Annotated in this window: 16 protein-coding genes; 12 read left to right on the top strand and 4 right to left on the bottom strand. The window is 55.3% G+C overall.

Going from position 1 to position 15,043, the window contains the following annotated elements; all coding sequences use genetic code 11:
• Window positions 1–13 precede the first annotated feature (13 nt).
• On the top strand, window positions 14–304 hold the full coding sequence (locus tag AQ1_RS03855) for a septum formation initiator family protein (RefSeq protein WP_161760412.1): 291 nt from the start codon (window positions 14–16) through the stop codon (window positions 302–304).
• 11 nt (window positions 305–315) lie between these two features.
• On the opposite strand, the gene AQ1_RS15050 is transcribed toward AQ1_RS03855, so the two are convergent.
• Complete coding sequence (locus AQ1_RS15050; RefSeq protein WP_152550382.1) at window positions 316–495, bottom strand: hypothetical protein; 180 nt, start codon at window positions 493–495, stop codon at window positions 316–318.
• Between the two features lie 33 nt (window positions 496–528).
• Between AQ1_RS15050 and pdhA the strand changes: the two genes are divergently transcribed.
• The 8 genes from pdhA to AQ1_RS03815 all read left to right on the top strand — a co-directional run bounded on the left by pdhA (window position 529) and on the right by AQ1_RS03815 (window position 8,408).
• Window positions 529–1,557 carry a pyruvate dehydrogenase (acetyl-transferring) E1 component subunit alpha gene (pdhA, locus tag AQ1_RS03850; RefSeq protein ID WP_042084423.1) on the top strand — a complete coding sequence of 343 codons (1,029 nt, stop codon included), beginning with the start codon at window positions 529–531 and terminating at the stop codon, window positions 1,555–1,557.
• Between the two features lie 16 nt (window positions 1,558–1,573).
• Window positions 1,574–2,986, top strand: coding sequence for a pyruvate dehydrogenase complex E1 component subunit beta (locus tag AQ1_RS03845; protein ID WP_042084421.1), 1,413 nt, complete (start codon window positions 1,574–1,576; stop codon window positions 2,984–2,986).
• A gap of 238 nt (window positions 2,987–3,224) precedes the next feature.
• Complete coding sequence (locus AQ1_RS03840) at window positions 3,225–4,598, top strand: pyruvate dehydrogenase complex dihydrolipoamide acetyltransferase (RefSeq protein ID WP_042084419.1); 1,374 nt, start codon at window positions 3,225–3,227, stop codon at window positions 4,596–4,598.
• 26 nt (window positions 4,599–4,624) lie between these two features.
• Window positions 4,625–6,025, top strand: a complete 1,401-nt coding sequence (gene lpdA / locus AQ1_RS03835; RefSeq protein ID WP_042084417.1) for a dihydrolipoyl dehydrogenase — start codon at window positions 4,625–4,627, stop codon at window positions 6,023–6,025.
• Between the two features lie 33 nt (window positions 6,026–6,058).
• Window positions 6,059–6,469 carry a hypothetical protein gene (locus tag AQ1_RS03830; protein ID WP_042084415.1) on the top strand — a complete coding sequence of 137 codons (411 nt, stop codon included), beginning with the start codon at window positions 6,059–6,061 and terminating at the stop codon, window positions 6,467–6,469.
• The gene (locus AQ1_RS15405) at window positions 6,429–6,803 is read left to right on the top strand and encodes a pentapeptide repeat-containing protein (RefSeq protein ID WP_081837053.1); all 375 of its coding nucleotides are present in this window, start codon (window positions 6,429–6,431) and stop codon (window positions 6,801–6,803) included. Before AQ1_RS03830 ends, AQ1_RS15405 begins: the two co-directional genes overlap by 41 nt.
• Before the next feature lie 104 nt (window positions 6,804–6,907).
• Window positions 6,908–7,852 (top strand): lipoyl synthase, encoded by a 945-nt coding sequence (gene lipA, locus AQ1_RS03820; RefSeq protein ID WP_042084411.1) that lies wholly within the window; start codon window positions 6,908–6,910, stop codon window positions 7,850–7,852.
• 85 nt (window positions 7,853–7,937) lie between these two features.
• On the top strand, window positions 7,938–8,408 hold the full coding sequence (locus tag AQ1_RS03815; RefSeq protein ID WP_042084409.1) for a type II toxin-antitoxin system RatA family toxin: 471 nt from the start codon (window positions 7,938–7,940) through the stop codon (window positions 8,406–8,408).
• Here the strand turns inward: AQ1_RS03815 and AQ1_RS03810 are convergent.
• The 3 genes from AQ1_RS03810 to AQ1_RS03800 all read right to left on the bottom strand — a co-directional run bounded on the left by AQ1_RS03810 (window position 8,391) and on the right by AQ1_RS03800 (window position 11,281).
• Complete coding sequence (locus AQ1_RS03810) at window positions 8,391–9,350, bottom strand: hypothetical protein (protein ID WP_152550381.1); 960 nt, start codon at window positions 9,348–9,350, stop codon at window positions 8,391–8,393. The two genes, AQ1_RS03815 and AQ1_RS03810, sit on opposite strands and share 18 nt — an antisense overlap.
• A 127-nt stretch (window positions 9,351–9,477) precedes the next feature.
• Entirely contained in the window at window positions 9,478–9,978 is a 501-nt protein-coding gene (locus AQ1_RS03805) for a CinA family protein (protein WP_042084403.1), read from the bottom strand.
• A 64-nt stretch (window positions 9,979–10,042) separates the two neighbouring features.
• Window positions 10,043–11,281 (bottom strand): bifunctional 2-C-methyl-D-erythritol 4-phosphate cytidylyltransferase/2-C-methyl-D-erythritol 2,4-cyclodiphosphate synthase, encoded by a 1,239-nt coding sequence (locus tag AQ1_RS03800; RefSeq protein ID WP_081837052.1) that lies wholly within the window; start codon window positions 11,279–11,281, stop codon window positions 10,043–10,045.
• Window positions 11,282–11,347: 66 nt separating this feature from the next.
• Between AQ1_RS03800 and dusB the strand changes: the two genes are divergently transcribed.
• Genes dusB through ntrC form a run of 3 tightly spaced genes read left to right on the top strand, consistent with a single transcriptional unit; the run spans window position 11,348 to window position 14,921 of the window.
• Window positions 11,348–12,349: a tRNA dihydrouridine synthase DusB gene (gene dusB, locus AQ1_RS03795; protein ID WP_042084401.1), complete on the top strand. Its 1,002-nt coding sequence runs from the start codon at window positions 11,348–11,350 to the stop codon at window positions 12,347–12,349.
• Window positions 12,350–12,366: 17 nt separating this feature from the next.
• Complete coding sequence (locus tag AQ1_RS03790) at window positions 12,367–13,476, top strand: two-component system sensor histidine kinase NtrB (protein ID WP_042084614.1); 1,110 nt, start codon at window positions 12,367–12,369, stop codon at window positions 13,474–13,476.
• On the top strand, window positions 13,473–14,921 hold the full coding sequence (gene ntrC, locus AQ1_RS03785) for a nitrogen regulation protein NR(I) (protein ID WP_081837051.1): 1,449 nt from the start codon (window positions 13,473–13,475) through the stop codon (window positions 14,919–14,921). Before AQ1_RS03790 ends, ntrC begins: the two co-directional genes overlap by 4 nt.
• Window positions 14,922–15,043 lie beyond the last annotated feature (122 nt).

Genomic DNA, 15,043 nt, shown 5'->3' with positions numbered 1-15,043 from the left:
CATGCACAGGGCTATGATTCCGGCCGTCCTTGTTTTGCTTTTGGGCTATTTTCTGGTTCATTCCATCATGGGCCAGCTTGGCTTTCTGGCTTTGCGGGATTTGTCGCGGCAAACCGATATCATGGAAAGAAAAGCCGCCCAGATTGCTCAGAAGCGCGCAGCGCTTGAGGCACGGGTGGCTTTATTGCGGCCCGATCATCTTGATCCCGATATGCTTGATGAGCAGGTGCGGCGGTCTTTGGGCTTTGTGCATCAAGATGAAATTCTGATTTTAAACCCGGATGACTTGATTGCGCCGCATTGAATGATCGCTTTTTAGAGCTTTCGCGCATTATTATTGCATCGCAGCATGATCACAAGCTTGCCATCAAGCGCTTTTTCTTTGAAATAAGCGTCTCCCGCCGATATTGATGGGGCGGACAGACAGCGTTCATCCTGCTTTGGTGGCGATTGAGCGTGACATGCGGTTTCGCCGTGGTCGGTTTGTCCATTCATAGTTTCCCGTTCCTCGCAAAGACGGATCGCTCGATGGCAAAGACTCCTTCCCCTCGATCCAGCAAAACCGGTAGCAATTCCAAGGCATCGCATGAATATAAGGCGAGCCGTGACGAAATGCTGGATTTCTTTAAACAGATGTCGCTTGTTCGCCGCTTTGAAGAAAAAGCCGGCCAGATGTATGGCATGGGCCTGATCGGTGGCTTTTGCCATCTTTATATTGGTCAGGAAGCCGTGGCCGTAGGTCTGCAATCAGCCCTTAAAAAGGGTGATAATATCATCACCGGCTATCGCGCCCATGGCCATGCGATCATCACCGGGGCCACCCCTAAATCGGTGATGGCGGAATTAACCGGCCGGGCCGCAGGCATTGCCAAGGGCAAGGGCGGCTCGATGCATATGTTTGACCCCAAAGCCGGATTTTTTGGCGGCCATGGCATTGTCGGGGCGCAGGTTCCCCTTGGCACCGGCCTTGGTTTCGCGGCCAAATATAAAGGCACGGATAATGTAGTGCTGACCTATTTTGGCGATGGTGCAGCCAATCAGGGCCAGGTTTATGAAGCCTTCAATATGGCCAAGCTTTGGAACCTGCCGGTTATTTATGTGATCGAAAACAATCAATATGCCATGGGCACATCGGTTGCGCGGTCATCGGGGCAGCAGGAATTATACAAGCGCGGGGAAAGCTTTGGCATTCCCGGCAGGCTTGTGGATGGCATGAATGTGCTGGAAGTGCGTGCCGCTGCCGATGATGCGGTGAAATATGTGCGCGAAGGCAATGGCCCGATTCTTTTGGAGCTGAAAACCTATCGCTATCGCGGCCATTCGATGTCTGATCCGGCGAAATACCGGTCCCGCGATGAGGTGCAAACCACGCGTGAGGAACGCGATCCAATCGAATTCATCAAAAAGCGGCTGATCGAAGATGGTGTGGACGAAGAAACCCTGAAAGCCATCGACAAAGAGATCAAAGACGAGATTTCGGAGGTTGCGGATTTTGCCCGCAATGCCCCCGAACCCGATCCGTCTGAGCTTTATACCGACATTCTTGTCGAGTCTTGAGGAGCGCGAGACAACCATGCCTATTGAAATTACAATGCCCGCGCTGTCTCCTACCATGGAGTCTGGCACCTTATCGAAATGGCTGAAAAAAGAGGGCGATGCGGTAACCGCTGGCGATATCATCGCCGAGATCGAAACCGATAAAGCCACGATGGAAGTGGAAGCCGTGGATGAAGGCACCATTGGCAAGCTTTTGGTGGATGAGGGAAGCGAAGATGTGCCCGTGGGGCAGGTGATCGCCCTGCTTTTGGAAGAGGGCGAAGAGAGCGCGGATCTAAAGGAAGCCGCATCCCGGGCCGAAGATAAAAAGCCCAAAGAAGCTGCGAAATCTGCTGCTGACGATGATGAGGCGGCGGCCAAATCGGATGATGATGCGCCAAAGCGGCCCTCGCGCCCCGCTGAAGCCGCCCCGCCCATGGAGGTGGAAATCCCCGCTGGCACCGAGATGATCAAGCAAACCGTGCGCGAGGCCCTGCGCGATGCTATGGCCGAAGAAATGCGGCGGGATGAGGCCGTGTTTATCATGGGCGAGGAAGTGGCGGAATATCAAGGTGCCTACAAGGTCACTCAGGGCCTGCTCGATGAATTTGGCGCGAAACGCGTGATCGATACGCCGATCACCGAATATGGCTTTGCTGGTCTTGGTACCGGCGCGGCTTTGGGCGGATTGAAGCCCATCGTTGAATTCATGACCTTTAATTTTGCCATGCAGGCGATTGATCATATTATCAATTCCGCAGCCAAACAGCGCTATATGGCGGGCGGCAAGGTGGATGTGCCGATTGTGTTTCGGGGCCCCAATGGGGCGGCAGCGCGGGTGGCAGCCCAGCACAGCCAGAATTATGCGCCCTGGTATGCCGCCATTCCCGGCTTGAAGGTTGTGGCGCCTTATTCTGCATCCGATGCCAAGGGCTTGTTGAAAGCGGCCATCCGCGATCCCAATCCTGTGGTGTTTTTGGAAAATGAAATCATCTATGGCCAAAGCTTTGATGTACCCAAGCTTGATGATTTCGTGCTGCCCATCGGCAAGGCGAAGATCGTGCGGGAAGGCACGGATGTGACCATCGTTGCCTATTCCATCGCCGTGCGCGAGGCCCTGAGCGCCGCAGATAAGCTGGCGGATGAAGGAGTGAGCGTTGAAGTGGTGGATCTGCGCACTTTGCGCCCGCTGGATATGGAAACGGTGGCCCGCTCGGTCCGCAAAACCAATCGCTGCGTGGTGGCGGAAGAAGGCTGGCCCACATGCTCGATTGCCAGCGAGATTTCCGCGCGCCTGATGGAAGATGCCTTTGATTATCTGGATGCGCCGGTTTTGCGGGTGACGGATGAAGACACCCCCACGCCCTATGCCGCCAATCTGGAAAAATTATGGCTGATTTCGCCGGAGCGGATCGTCGAGGCCGTGAAAAAAGTATGCTATCGCGGATGATCCACAGGCTTTTCTATCTTTTTTGCGGCCCGTCTTTGGCGGGCGGGTCGCGATGATCCGCTTCAAGGGTCGGGAATTTTCACCCGGTCTTTTGAGGGGATAAAATTTTTGCGATATCGGCTCCTGTCTCAATCCCGGCATTGAGATTTTTCATCCGGCTGTGCAAAAAGAATGGCACGCCAGTTTCAGGAGGTGCGCTTTCTTGTGCACCGCTCCGCTTAGAAGAGGGATCAGCTTCATGCCCATCGAAATTCTCATGCCTGCTCTGTCGCCCACGATGGAAAAGGGAACGCTGGCCAAATGGCTGGTCAGTGAAGGAGACACCGTGGCCTCGGGCGATATCATTGCCGAGATCGAAACCGATAAAGCCACCATGGAGGTGGAAGCTATCGATGAAGGGCGCGTGGGCAAAATTTTGATTTCCGAAGGCACCGAAGATGTTCCGGTGAATGATGTGATCGCCATCCTTTTGGAAGAAGGCGAGGATGAAAGCGCTCTTGAAGGCGCTGGCGGGGGGGCGAAAAAAGACGCCGCCAAGGATCAGGAGGGCGCGCCAAAGGTGGAGGCCCGGAAGACTGAAGCCCCAAAATCCGGTTCAAAATCTGATGATTCGGATTCTGGCGAGTCCAAAGCGCCGCCCGCGCCTGAAACGGCTGAGGGCGAGCGGATTTTTGCCTCCCCCCTTGCCCGTCGCTTGGCCCAGCAGGCGGGGCTTGATCTCACCGCCATCACTGGCAGCGGCCCCAAGGGGCGGATCATCAAGGCCGATATTGATGCCGCCAAAGAAGGGGGTGCGCCCGCCCGCGCTGATCAACCGAAAGCCGCCTCAGCGGATAAGGCCGCTCCGGCAGAAAAAGCGGCTGCGGGGCCGAGGGCAGGAGCAGGGGCTGTGGATGCGCCGGGCTTTGTGCCGCCCGCCGATATTCCTTATGATGAGGTGAAATTGTCGGGAATGCGCAAGGTGATCGCCAAGCGCATGACCCAATCGAAATCCCATGTGCCGCATTTCTATCTGACCATCGATGTAAGCCTTGAAAAGCTGATGGCCCAGCGCAAGGACCTCAATGCCCGTTTGGAAGGCGAGGGGGTCAAAATCTCGGTCAATGATTTCATCATCCGCGCTTCGGCCCTGGCGCTCAAAAAGGTGCCGGCGGCCAATGCGATGTTTGCGGGTGATAAGGCCTATCTGTTCAAACGGCAGGATATATCGGTGGCCGTGGCCATTGATGGCGGGCTGATCACACCGGTGATCCGCGATGCCGGGGCAAAGGGGCTTGCCACCATCAGCCGCGAGATGAAGGATCTGGCCACGAAAGCCCGTGATGGCAAGCTGATGCCTGAAGATTATCAGGGTGGCACCTTTTCGATCTCCAATCTCGGCATGTTTGGCATTCGGGAGTTCGGCGCGGTGATCAATCCGCCGCAAGGGGCCATTCTGGCTGTTGGCGCCGGGGAAAAGCGGGCTGTGGTGGTTGATGATGCGGTGGCTGTGAAGTTGATGATGAGCGTGACATTGGCGGTGGATCACCGGGTTCTGGATGGGGCGATCGGGGCGGAATTCCTCGCCGCCTTCAAAGGCTATATCGAAGACCCCATGACCATGCTTTTGTGAGCTGACGACAGGAAAAGGAAAAACGGATGAGCGATACAAAATTTGATCTTGTCGTGATCGGGGCCGGGCCGGGCGGCTATGTGGCAGCCATTCGCGCGGCGCAATTGGGGCTGAAAACCGCGATCATCGAACGCGAGCATCTGGGGGGCATCTGCCTCAATTGGGGCTGCATCCCCACCAAGGCGCTTTTGCGAACATCCGAGATCAAACATTATCTGGATAATGCGTCCAGTTTTGGCTTGTCTGTCAAAGAGGTTGGCTTTGATCTCAAGAAAGTGGTTGAACGCTCGCGCAAGGTGGCGGGGCAGTTGAATGCCGGGGTGAAGGGGCTTTTGAAGAAGAACAAGGTCACCACCATCATGGGCGAAGCCCGGCTGAAGGGCAAAGGCAAGGTCAGTGTGAAGGCGGACGGCAAAACCACTGAATTAGAAGCGAAGAACATCATCCTTGCCACCGGCGCACGGGCGCGGGAATTGCCGCATCTGAAGGCTGATGGCAAGCTTGTGTGGACCTATAAACACGCCATGACGCCGGAAACCATGCCCAAATCCCTGCTTGTTGTGGGATCGGGGGCCATTGGGATCGAATTTGCGAGCTTTTATCGCGATATGGGGGCTGAGGTCACCATCGTAGAGATGATGGATCGTATCGTGCCGGTGGAAGATGCCGAGGTTTCAGCCTTTGCCAAAAAGCAGTTTGAAAAGCAGGGGATGAAATTCATCCTTGAGGCCAGTGTTGAGAAGATCGCCACCAAATCCGATAGTGTTACGGCCACGATCAAGGGCAAGGACGGCAAAAGCACGGATATGACCGTGGACCGGGTGATTCTGGCCATCGGCATCACTGGCAATGTGGAAAATCTTGGCCTTGAAGAGGCAGGCGTAAAGGTGGATCGCGGCCATGTGGTGGCCGATGAATGGGGCCACACCGGCGTTGATGGCATCTGGGCGATTGGGGATATTTCCGGTCCGCCCTGGCTTGCCCATAAAGCCAGCCATGAAGGGGTGATTGCTGTTGAAAAAATCGCAGGAATAAAGGGGCTGCACCCGATGAAGAAAGAGCTGATCCCCGGCTGCACCTATTCTCGCCCGCAAATTGCATCTGTGGGCCTGACCGAAGCCGCCGCCAAAGATGCCGGTCACAGCGTGAAGGTGGGAAAATTTCCCTTCATCGGTAATGGCAAGGCGATTGCCTTGGGCGAACCGGAAGGCTTCATCAAAACTATATTCGATGCCAAAAGCGGCGAATTGCTGGGCGCCCACATGATTGGGGCCGAGGTCACGGAGCTGATCCAGGGCTATGCCGTGGCAAAATCGCTGGAAACCACAGAAGCCGAACTGATGCACACCATCTTCCCGCATCCCACGCTTTCGGAAATGATGCATGAAAGCGTGCTCGATGCCTATGATCGGGCCATCCATTATTAGGCTATAGACTTGGTTTTGGTGGTGGGATTGTGAATGCTTGAGTGGCTTTTACAGGAAAGCGGCGTTGTTCAGGATTGGATTGTCAGTCTTGGTATCATTGCCGGTCTCATTTTTGCATTTGTTAGAAGTCGCGCCATTGATAAACAGGCAAAGCATGCCGGAGAGCAGGCGCATCTTAATCGCAGGGCGCATGCAACCGAGCTTTTTAATAAAGCTGTTGAGCAATTATATCATGAGCATCTCGCCATAAGGCTGGGCGCGGTTTATACTCTCATGGGTATTGTTGAAAATTACCCGGATCTCGATTTTAAAACGGTTGAGATTTTTCAGGCGCGGATCAGAGAAGACTCTTCAGAAAATGTCACGCCTGACATTCAGGAAATGATAAACTATATAATCCAGAATGATGATGTTGATGAAAGCGGGGATGCCGATCATGGCTAGTTCATATGGTGCCCATAGCGCAAAATTTCGCAAAGACCTGAAGGCATTGCGAAAGGATTATCCCCCCATCAATTTGGCCGGGGCGGCAATCGGCTGCGTTCGCTTGGATGGGGCTGATTTGGAAGAGGCCAATCTGGAAAATGCAAATCTTTCAAAAGCGAGCCTCGTTGGAGCTAATCTTAAAAACACCCGATTGAAAGGCACGATTTTGAAAGGCGCAGATTTAAGCGATGTGCGCAATCTGACCGAAGAGCAAATCAATCAGGCGATTACCGATGAGGAGACGATATTGCCGGATTATCTTGCACGCGGCATGTCTCTTTCATTTGGGTAATGCCTGATGGTCTTGCATGTCTCTTATGCGTTCATGACGGTGTTCGAGACAAAGCAGGCAAGCTATGGTAAGGCAGCCAAATTCTTTTTAAACGGAAGTGATCGATGACCGAAATTACACCCATCCGCGATAACACACCTTATCAGCGCAAGCCCGATTGGCTGCGGGTCAAAGCCCCGGTTTCCAAGGAATTTGCTGAAACCAAAAAGCTGATGCGGCGCTTGGGGCTGAATACGGTGTGCGAAGAAGCGGCGTGCCCCAATATCGGCGAATGCTGGCAGAAAAAACATGCCACCGTGATGATTTTGGGCGACACCTGCACCCGCGCCTGCGCTTTTTGCAATATCAAGACCGGGATGCCCGGCAAGGTGGATGTGCTGGAACCGGTTCATGTGGCCGAAGCCTGCGGCGAGATGGGGCTGGAGCATATCGTTATCACATCGGTGGATCGCGATGATCTCGATGATGGCGGCGCGCATCAGTTTGTGCGGGTGATCGAAGAATTGCGCAGCCGCTCACCGGGGACCACGATTGAAATTCTCACCCCCGATTTCCGGCACAAGGCCGGTGCTATCGAGCGGGTGGCCGAAGCCCGCCCTGATGTGTTCAACCATAATCTGGAAACCGTTCCCCGGCTTTATCCAACCATTCGCCCCGGGGCGCGCTATTATCATTCCCTGAAGCTGCTTGAAACCGTGAAGCGGGTTGATCCTTCGATTTTCACCAAATCCGGTGTGATGGTCGGTTTGGGTGAAGAGCGTCTTGAGGTGAGCCAGGTGATGGATGATATGCGCTCGGCGGATATCGATTTTCTGACCATCGGGCAATATCTGCAACCCACCCCCCGCCATGCCAAGGTGGATCGCTTTGTAACCCCGGATGATTTTGCCAATTTTGAACAATTGGCGCGGGCCAAGGGCTTTTTGATGGTCTCGGCATCGCCGCTCACCCGATCAAGCTATCATGCGGGGGATGATTTTTTGCGCTTGCGGGCCGCCCGGGAAGAGCGTCTGCAAAGGCAATCCCAAAATCAAACGACAAATCAATAATCTGTATGCCGCTTGCCAGGATTTGGCATGATCTGATCGAGGCACGACAAGGCATGGACTCAAGGCATGGACTGGCGAAATATTTATGCCGCATCATGAAGAACGAAAATATCTGCCCTATAGCCCGGAGCAGATGTTTGATCTGGTGGCGGATGTGGCATCCTATCCGCAGTTCCTGCCCTGGCTGGTTAGCGCCCGGGTTTATGATCAGCGCGACAACAGCTTTCAGGCGGATTTGATCGTCGGCTTCAAGGTTTTTAAAGAGCGCTTTACATCCAAGGTGCAATTAGAACCAAAGCGGCGGGTGCAGGTGAATTATATTCGCGGCCCTTTGCGCTATTTGCATAATGAATGGATATTCCACGCGGTGGAGGGGGGCGGTTGCGCCATCGATTTCTGTGTGGATTTCGAGTTTAAAAATCACTTGTTCGAGCGATTGGCCGGGGCTGTTTTCACTGAGGCGGTGAGCCGCATGGTCAAGGCTTTCGAGCAACGCGCCGACCGTGTTTATGCGAAGCCCGATGCGCCAAAGCCGCCTTCACGATCTGGCCTTTGATAGGGCTTCACGCAATAAAGGCTCAAGATCAAAAGGCCGGTTGCGATAATCTTTATGCCAATCGGCATCCAAATCATCGAGCAGAAAGCTTTGGCCCGCGCCCAGGGCATAAAAGGCCAGTGATTTCTGTTCGCCCAGATCGGCAGATTTCAAAGATGCGATCATTTTATTATATTGCCGATCTGATGAGCGCTTGAATTCGGCGGTATCCGGTCGTGATGGGGCTTCAGCAAAGATGGCGCCCGGCTCTTGGGCTGCCAATTGCAATATTTTCATTTCAAAATAATTGGCGGTGCCTTCCTGCCATGCGGTGAAAGCGGCCCAGCGCGCCGCCTTTTCACCACTGATATTTTTGAAATGCTCTAAAGCATCAAGATGAATGTGCAATAGATCAAGGCGGCGCGCCTGATCCGATGCGGCAAGGGCCGCGGCCAGGCTTTCGCTTAGCAATTGAAACGCTTTTTGCACCTTTTGATCAGCATAGGGAAAGGGAAAGTCGCTCATCCATGCGCCATTTTCATCGCCCTCATCCGCCAGCATCAGGGCTTCGGCGCGTTTTTGATAATCCGTCATGGTCATCTGATATTGATGAAAATGCTCATGCAGCCAGATCCCGATCCATAAGGGAAAAGGATTGGCCGTATAGGGCGAGCCGATGATGATGGTGGGTTTGCGCCCAAAAGTGGTAAAAGCGCGAATGCGATAGGGATTATGCGGGGTTTTGGCCTGATAAAGCGGGCAGCCGCCCAGATCGGGCATCTGCCGCGCAAAGCCTTCTGGCACATCATCAACACAGATCACCGCCTGTTCATCCGGGGCGATCAAAAGGGTTGTTTTGGGGGTCTGTTCAAAATCCGGCCAGAGCAGGCCCCCATGATGATCGGCAATTTTCATGGCGATGGAAAGATTGAGCCGATCACCGGCCGAAATATTTTGCGCCATAGATCGATCTGCGGGCGCAAACAGATGAAATAAAGAGGCGACAAGAATAAGGGATAAAAATTTCATAATCACAGCGTATAGGGTGAAAGCGGGATAAACAGCACACGATCAGGTGAGTGCAAGGATTTCATCCTCTATCATCCGGCATGAGCAGGGCAAGGGCCTGCGCCACGGTTTCCATGCGAACGGCGGCACGCCCGATATCGCCAAATTCCCTTTGGATGCATTTGGTCGTGGCCCCCCGGCAGGCCAGCCCGAACCACACCAGCCCCACAGGCTTAACGGCGCTCCCACCCCCGGGGCCGGCAATTCCGGTCACGGAAACGGCAATATCGGCGCGGGAATGGTGCAGGGCCCCTTCGGCCATGGCGCGGGCCACAGGTTCGGAAACAGCGCCATATTGCTCGATCAGGGCCATGGGCACATCAAGCAGATCCTGTTTTGCGGCATTGGAATAAGTGATGAAGCCGCGATCAAACACATCGGATGAACCGGCGATTTCGGTGATCGCCGCGCCGATCAATCCACCCGTGCAGGATTCCGCCGTCGCCAACGTGATCGAGCGGGCGCGGCAGGCCGTGACAAGGGCACGCGCCGCTTCTTCAATCACGGGGGGAAAAGGGGTCATGCCTTGGGCCTTTCCTTCTAAGGGCTGAACGCTCCGGCTTCAAAATCAGCCATGAGATGTGCTGTTAGTCTGGAGCAGGCAGCAGCACGGTGGCCGTGGCCTGGGCGGCAATGCCTTCGCGGCGGCCGGTAAAGCCCAAGCCCTCGGTCGTTGTCGCCTTTACCGATATGCGCCGGATATCCAGATCGAGAGTATCCGCGATTTTCTGCCGCATGGCCATCATATGGGGTCCGATTTTGGGGCGTTCGCAAATGAGGGTAATATCGCAATGGCTGATCCGCCCCGATGCCGCCCGCACCAGCCCCCCGGCATGGGCGAGAAACCGATCCGATGAGGCCCCTTTCCATTGGGGATCATCCGGCGGAAAATGATGGCCGATATCGCCATCCGCCAAAGCCCCTAAAATTGCATCCGTCAAGGCATGAAGGCCCACATCGGCATCGGAATGGCCCTTCAATCCCGCACTGTGCGCGATCCTGATCCCACACAGCCACAGATGATCCCCCGGCTCGAAACGGTGCACATCAAAGCCGAGACCAGTGCGCGGCTCAAGAGTGCGCGGTTCATGATTTTGGGTTTCATATCGGGCGAAATCGGCAGGCGTGGTCAATTTGATATTCTCCTCATCGCCCTCGGTCAGGCGCACGGGCAATCCGGCGGCTTCGGCAATGGCGGCATCATCGGTCATCTCCTCGCCCGCCAAAGCCGCATTCTGATGGGCTTTCAACAAGGGCTGGAAGGGAAAGCCTTGCGGGGTTTGCGCCCGCCAAAGCTGATCGCGGGAAACCGTGCCGATGATCTGGCCGCCATCGCCGCGCTTTAGGGTATCGGTCACCGCCAGTGCCGGAATAGCGCCAGACCCGGCATCACAGGCCGCGATCACCCGGTCGATCAGGTTCTTTCTGACAAAGCAGCGGGCGGCATCATGGATCAGCACCAGATCAGGCGGTGCGCCGGTCTGTTTTTCATCGGCCAGCGCCATAAGCCCCGCATGAACCGAGCCCTGGCGCGTGGCGCCGCCCTTGATCGGCGGTGCAATATCAAAGTTCGCTGCCGCAGTATCATAAAGGGCGCGATCATCAGGGTTGATTACCACATGAATGCTGTGAATAGCGGGATGGCAGGCAAAAGCCGCGATGCTGCGGCTTAAAACCATTTTCCCGCCCAATAAGCGATATTGCTTGGGCAAACCCTCACCAGCCCGCTGGCCGCGCCCTGCCGCCACGATCAGAACAGCGATCCGGGTGGATGGCCGGGGGGGCAGATTGGCCGGATCTGTTGCATTTCGTGCTGATTGTGACATATAGATTGCTCAAATTTAAGGCAGTGCGGTCAAAGCACCGTGGCGACAGGAAATGGAGCGCCGATCATGACGCGGCTTTCGCCTTCTATAAAGATTGGTTCTGTTGAAATAAAGGACCCGGTGATCCTCGCCCCGATGTCGGGGGTGACCGATCAGCCTTTCCGGCGATTGGTGAAGCGCTTTGGCACCTCTTTGCTGGTGACCGAGATGATCGCCTCGGAAGCGATGATCCGCGAAACCCGGGATTCGATGAAAAAGGCGCAGGCCACTTTGGATGAACGCCCGGTTTCGGTGCAGCTTGCGGGCTGCAAGGCATCGAGCATGGCGGATGCGGCAAAGCTGAATGAGGATCTGGGAGCCGATATCATCGATATCAATATGGGCTGCCCGGTGAAAAAAGTGGTCAATGGCTATGCCGGTTCGGCCTTGATGCGTGATCTTGATCATGCCGCCAGCCTGATCCGGGCCACGGTGGATGCCGTGCGGGTGCCCGTTACCTTGAAAATGCGCACGGGCTGGGATGATAGCAGCCGCAATGCCCCGGAACTGGCCCGTATCGCTCAGGATCTGGGGGTGAAAATGATCACCGTCCATGGCCGCACCCGCTGCCAGATGTATCGCGGCCATGCCGATTGGGCTTTCATCCGCAAGGTGAAAGAGGCCGTGCATTTGCCGGTGATCGCCAATGGCGATATCAACAGCTATGAAGATGCCGAACAGGCTTTGGCCCTGTCGGGGGCCGATGGGGTGATGGTGGGTCGTGGCACCTATGGCCGGCCCTGGTTCATCAATCAGCTTCGGCATTTTTTGAAAAATGGGCAAAAGCTGGCTGATCCATCCCTTGAGGACCAGGCGGCGCTGGTGCTTGATCATTATCGCGATATGATCGATTATTATGGGGCCGATGTGGGCGTGAGATTGGCCCGAAAGCATTTGGGCTGGTATACCAAAGGCCTGCCGGGATCGGCTGAATTCAGGAATAATGTGAATAAGATATCCGATTTCAATGCCGTCACTTCGGCGATCAGCAGCTATTATGAGCCGCTTTTGAAATCCATGGCTGCTTGAGGATGGGCGGCTTGAGAATGTCAGACCTTTCCGTGTCTCAATCCTGCGAGCCGGATATTTCGGAAAAAGATATCCTCAATTCGCTGCCTCTGGCGGCCCTTGTCATTCGGCCCGATAATCGGATCGCTTTGGCCAATGCTGCGGCGGAAAGCCTTTTGGGTTTGGCCGAGGCGGCTTTGCGAAAGGCCGCATTAGATGCGCTTTTCGGGATCGATAATCAGATCAGCCCGTTGGTCGAGCGGATTCGCGCCGGCAGCGGCGTTGTGGTGGCGCGGGATCTGCCCTTGTCGGGCATTTTAAAGCACATGATGGCCGATGTGCAGGCGGCTCAAATCGCCGATCATCCGGGCTTTGTGCTTCTGGTTTTGGAAGAACGCAGGCTTCCCGGGGTCATGCGTCGGCAATCCACAGTGGAAGGGGCGGCGCGTTCGGTTTTCGGGCTAGCCGGGATGCTGGCACATGAGATTAAAAATCCGCTTTCCGGGATTCGCGGGGCGGCGCAATTGCTGGAAAAACAAAGCGCCGGGCGGGGCCGGGCCATGGCCATCCTGATCCGGGATGAAGTTGACCGCATCAAAAGGCTGGTGGATCAGCTTGAAAGCTTTACCGATGTGCGGCCCTTTACCCGGCAGGCGTTGAATATCCATACGGTTCTCAATCATGTGCGGGCCGTGGCGAAAAGCGGCTTTGCCAGCCATGTGCAGATTGTTGAAAGCTATGATCCGTCTTTGCCGCCGGTTTTGGGGGATCGGGATCGGCTGGTGCAATTATTCCTGAATCTGGTGAAAAATGCCGCCGAAGCCGTGCCCGCGAGCGGGGGTGTGATCAGGATCGGCACGGCTTTTCGCCATGGCTTGCGGATGGCGGCGCCTGATGGCGCGCCGGTTGATCTGCCGGTGGAAATCACCATCAGCGATAATGGCCCGGGCATCAGGGCTGATCTTGCGGATCATATTTTTGAACCCTTTGTCACCGGTCGCGAAGGGGGATCGGGTTTGGGGCTGGCCATGGTGGCAAAGCTGGTGGCTGAATTGGGTGGGTTGGTTGAGGTGGAATGTCCCGATCAGGGGGGGACCCACTTTATTTTGCTATTCAGGGCCGCCAACGATGCAGGGGGGGAGGGATGATGACAGATGCAATCCGGGTTCTGGTGGCCGATGATGATCGATCGATCCGTCTGGTCATCGAGGAAGCCTTGAAGGCCATGGGTTGTGCGGTGACGATGGCGCATAATGCCGCGCAATTATGGGAATATGTGACCAGCCAAAGCTTTGATGTGGTGATCACCGATGTTTTGATGCCCGATAATAACGGGCTGGATATCCTGCCCAATATCCGCAGCCTTCATCCCGATCTGCCGGTGATTGTGATGAGCGCCCAAAATACCCTGATGACAGCGGTCAAAGCCACCGAAAGGGGGGCTTTCGATTATCTGGCAAAGCCTTTTGATCTTGATGAACTGGAACGTCTGGTGCGCAGCGCCGCCGCCCGGCATAAAGATGATCAACCCTTTGGATCGCACCCTCATGATGCTGATAATCCCCTGATTGGTCGGTCTCCGGCGATGCAGGATCTGTATCGGGCCATGGCGCGCCTGATGCCCACCGATCTGACCGTGACCATCACCGGAGAATCGGGGACCGGCAAGGAATTGGTGGCTCGGGCGCTGCATTCCATGGGCAGGCGGCGCAAAGGCCCGTTCATAGCAGTGAATATGGCCGCCATTCCCCGCGATCTCATTGAAAGCGAGCTGTTTGGCCATGAACGCGGGGCCTATACCGGGGCCCATAGCCGGGCAGACGGACGCTTTGAACAGGCCCGAACCGGCACGCTTTTTCTCGATGAAATCGGCGATATGCCCTATGAAGCCCAAACGCGTCTGCTGCGGGTTTTACAAGAAGGCGAATTCACGACTTTGGGGGGCGGACAGCCGATCTCGGTCGATGTGCGGATCATCGCCGCCACCAATAAGGATCTGGGCGCATTGGTGGCCAATGGCCGCTTTCGCGAGGATTTATATTATCGCCTGTGTGTGGTGCCGCTGAATTTACCGCCCTTGCGCGATCGATTGAGTGATCTGCCCGACCTGGTGCAGCATTTTCTTGGCCGGGCGGTGGGGGAAGGTCTTTCGCTCAAGCGCTTTTCCCCGGCAGCATTGGATCGTTTGGCGCGGCATGATTGGCCCGGCAATGTGCGGGAACTGGAAAATCTGGTGCGCAGGCTGTGTGTTTTGAATTCGGAAAAATCCATTAGCGCCCAAGCCGTGGATCAGACACTGGGTTTGAAAATCGGTGATCATGCAGATCATAAAAAAGATTGGCGTGAAGAAGGATTGCAAGAGGCGGTCGAACGCTATCTGAAGCGCTATTTCAAGGCGCATGGCGATGCCTTGCCCCCCGCGGGCCTGCATATGCGAATCTTGCGCGAGATCGAAAGGCCGCTGATTGAATTGAGCCTGAAGGCAACGCAGGGAAATCAGCTTAAATCAGCCGAGCTTTTGGGGCTTAATCGCAATACATTGCGCAAGAAAATCCGTGAATTGGGAATCAGCTTTGCCCGGGGGCAAAAATGATCCATCAGGATGCAGGATTGGGTATTGCGTGCACATCTGTGTCAAGTTGATCAAAAAACTGTTGCATTTTTGCATCTATTCCTATGGACTCAGCCCATGCCTTATCTCAAAAGCAGTTGCCT

The organism is Iodidimonas nitroreducens (assembly GCA_000710935.1).
Classification (GTDB): Bacteria; Pseudomonadota; Alphaproteobacteria; order Sphingomonadales; family Rhodothalassiaceae; genus Iodidimonas; species Iodidimonas nitroreducens.
The sequence above is the reverse complement of the archived record's forward strand: the minus strand, read 5'-3'. Positions and strand labels throughout refer to the sequence as shown.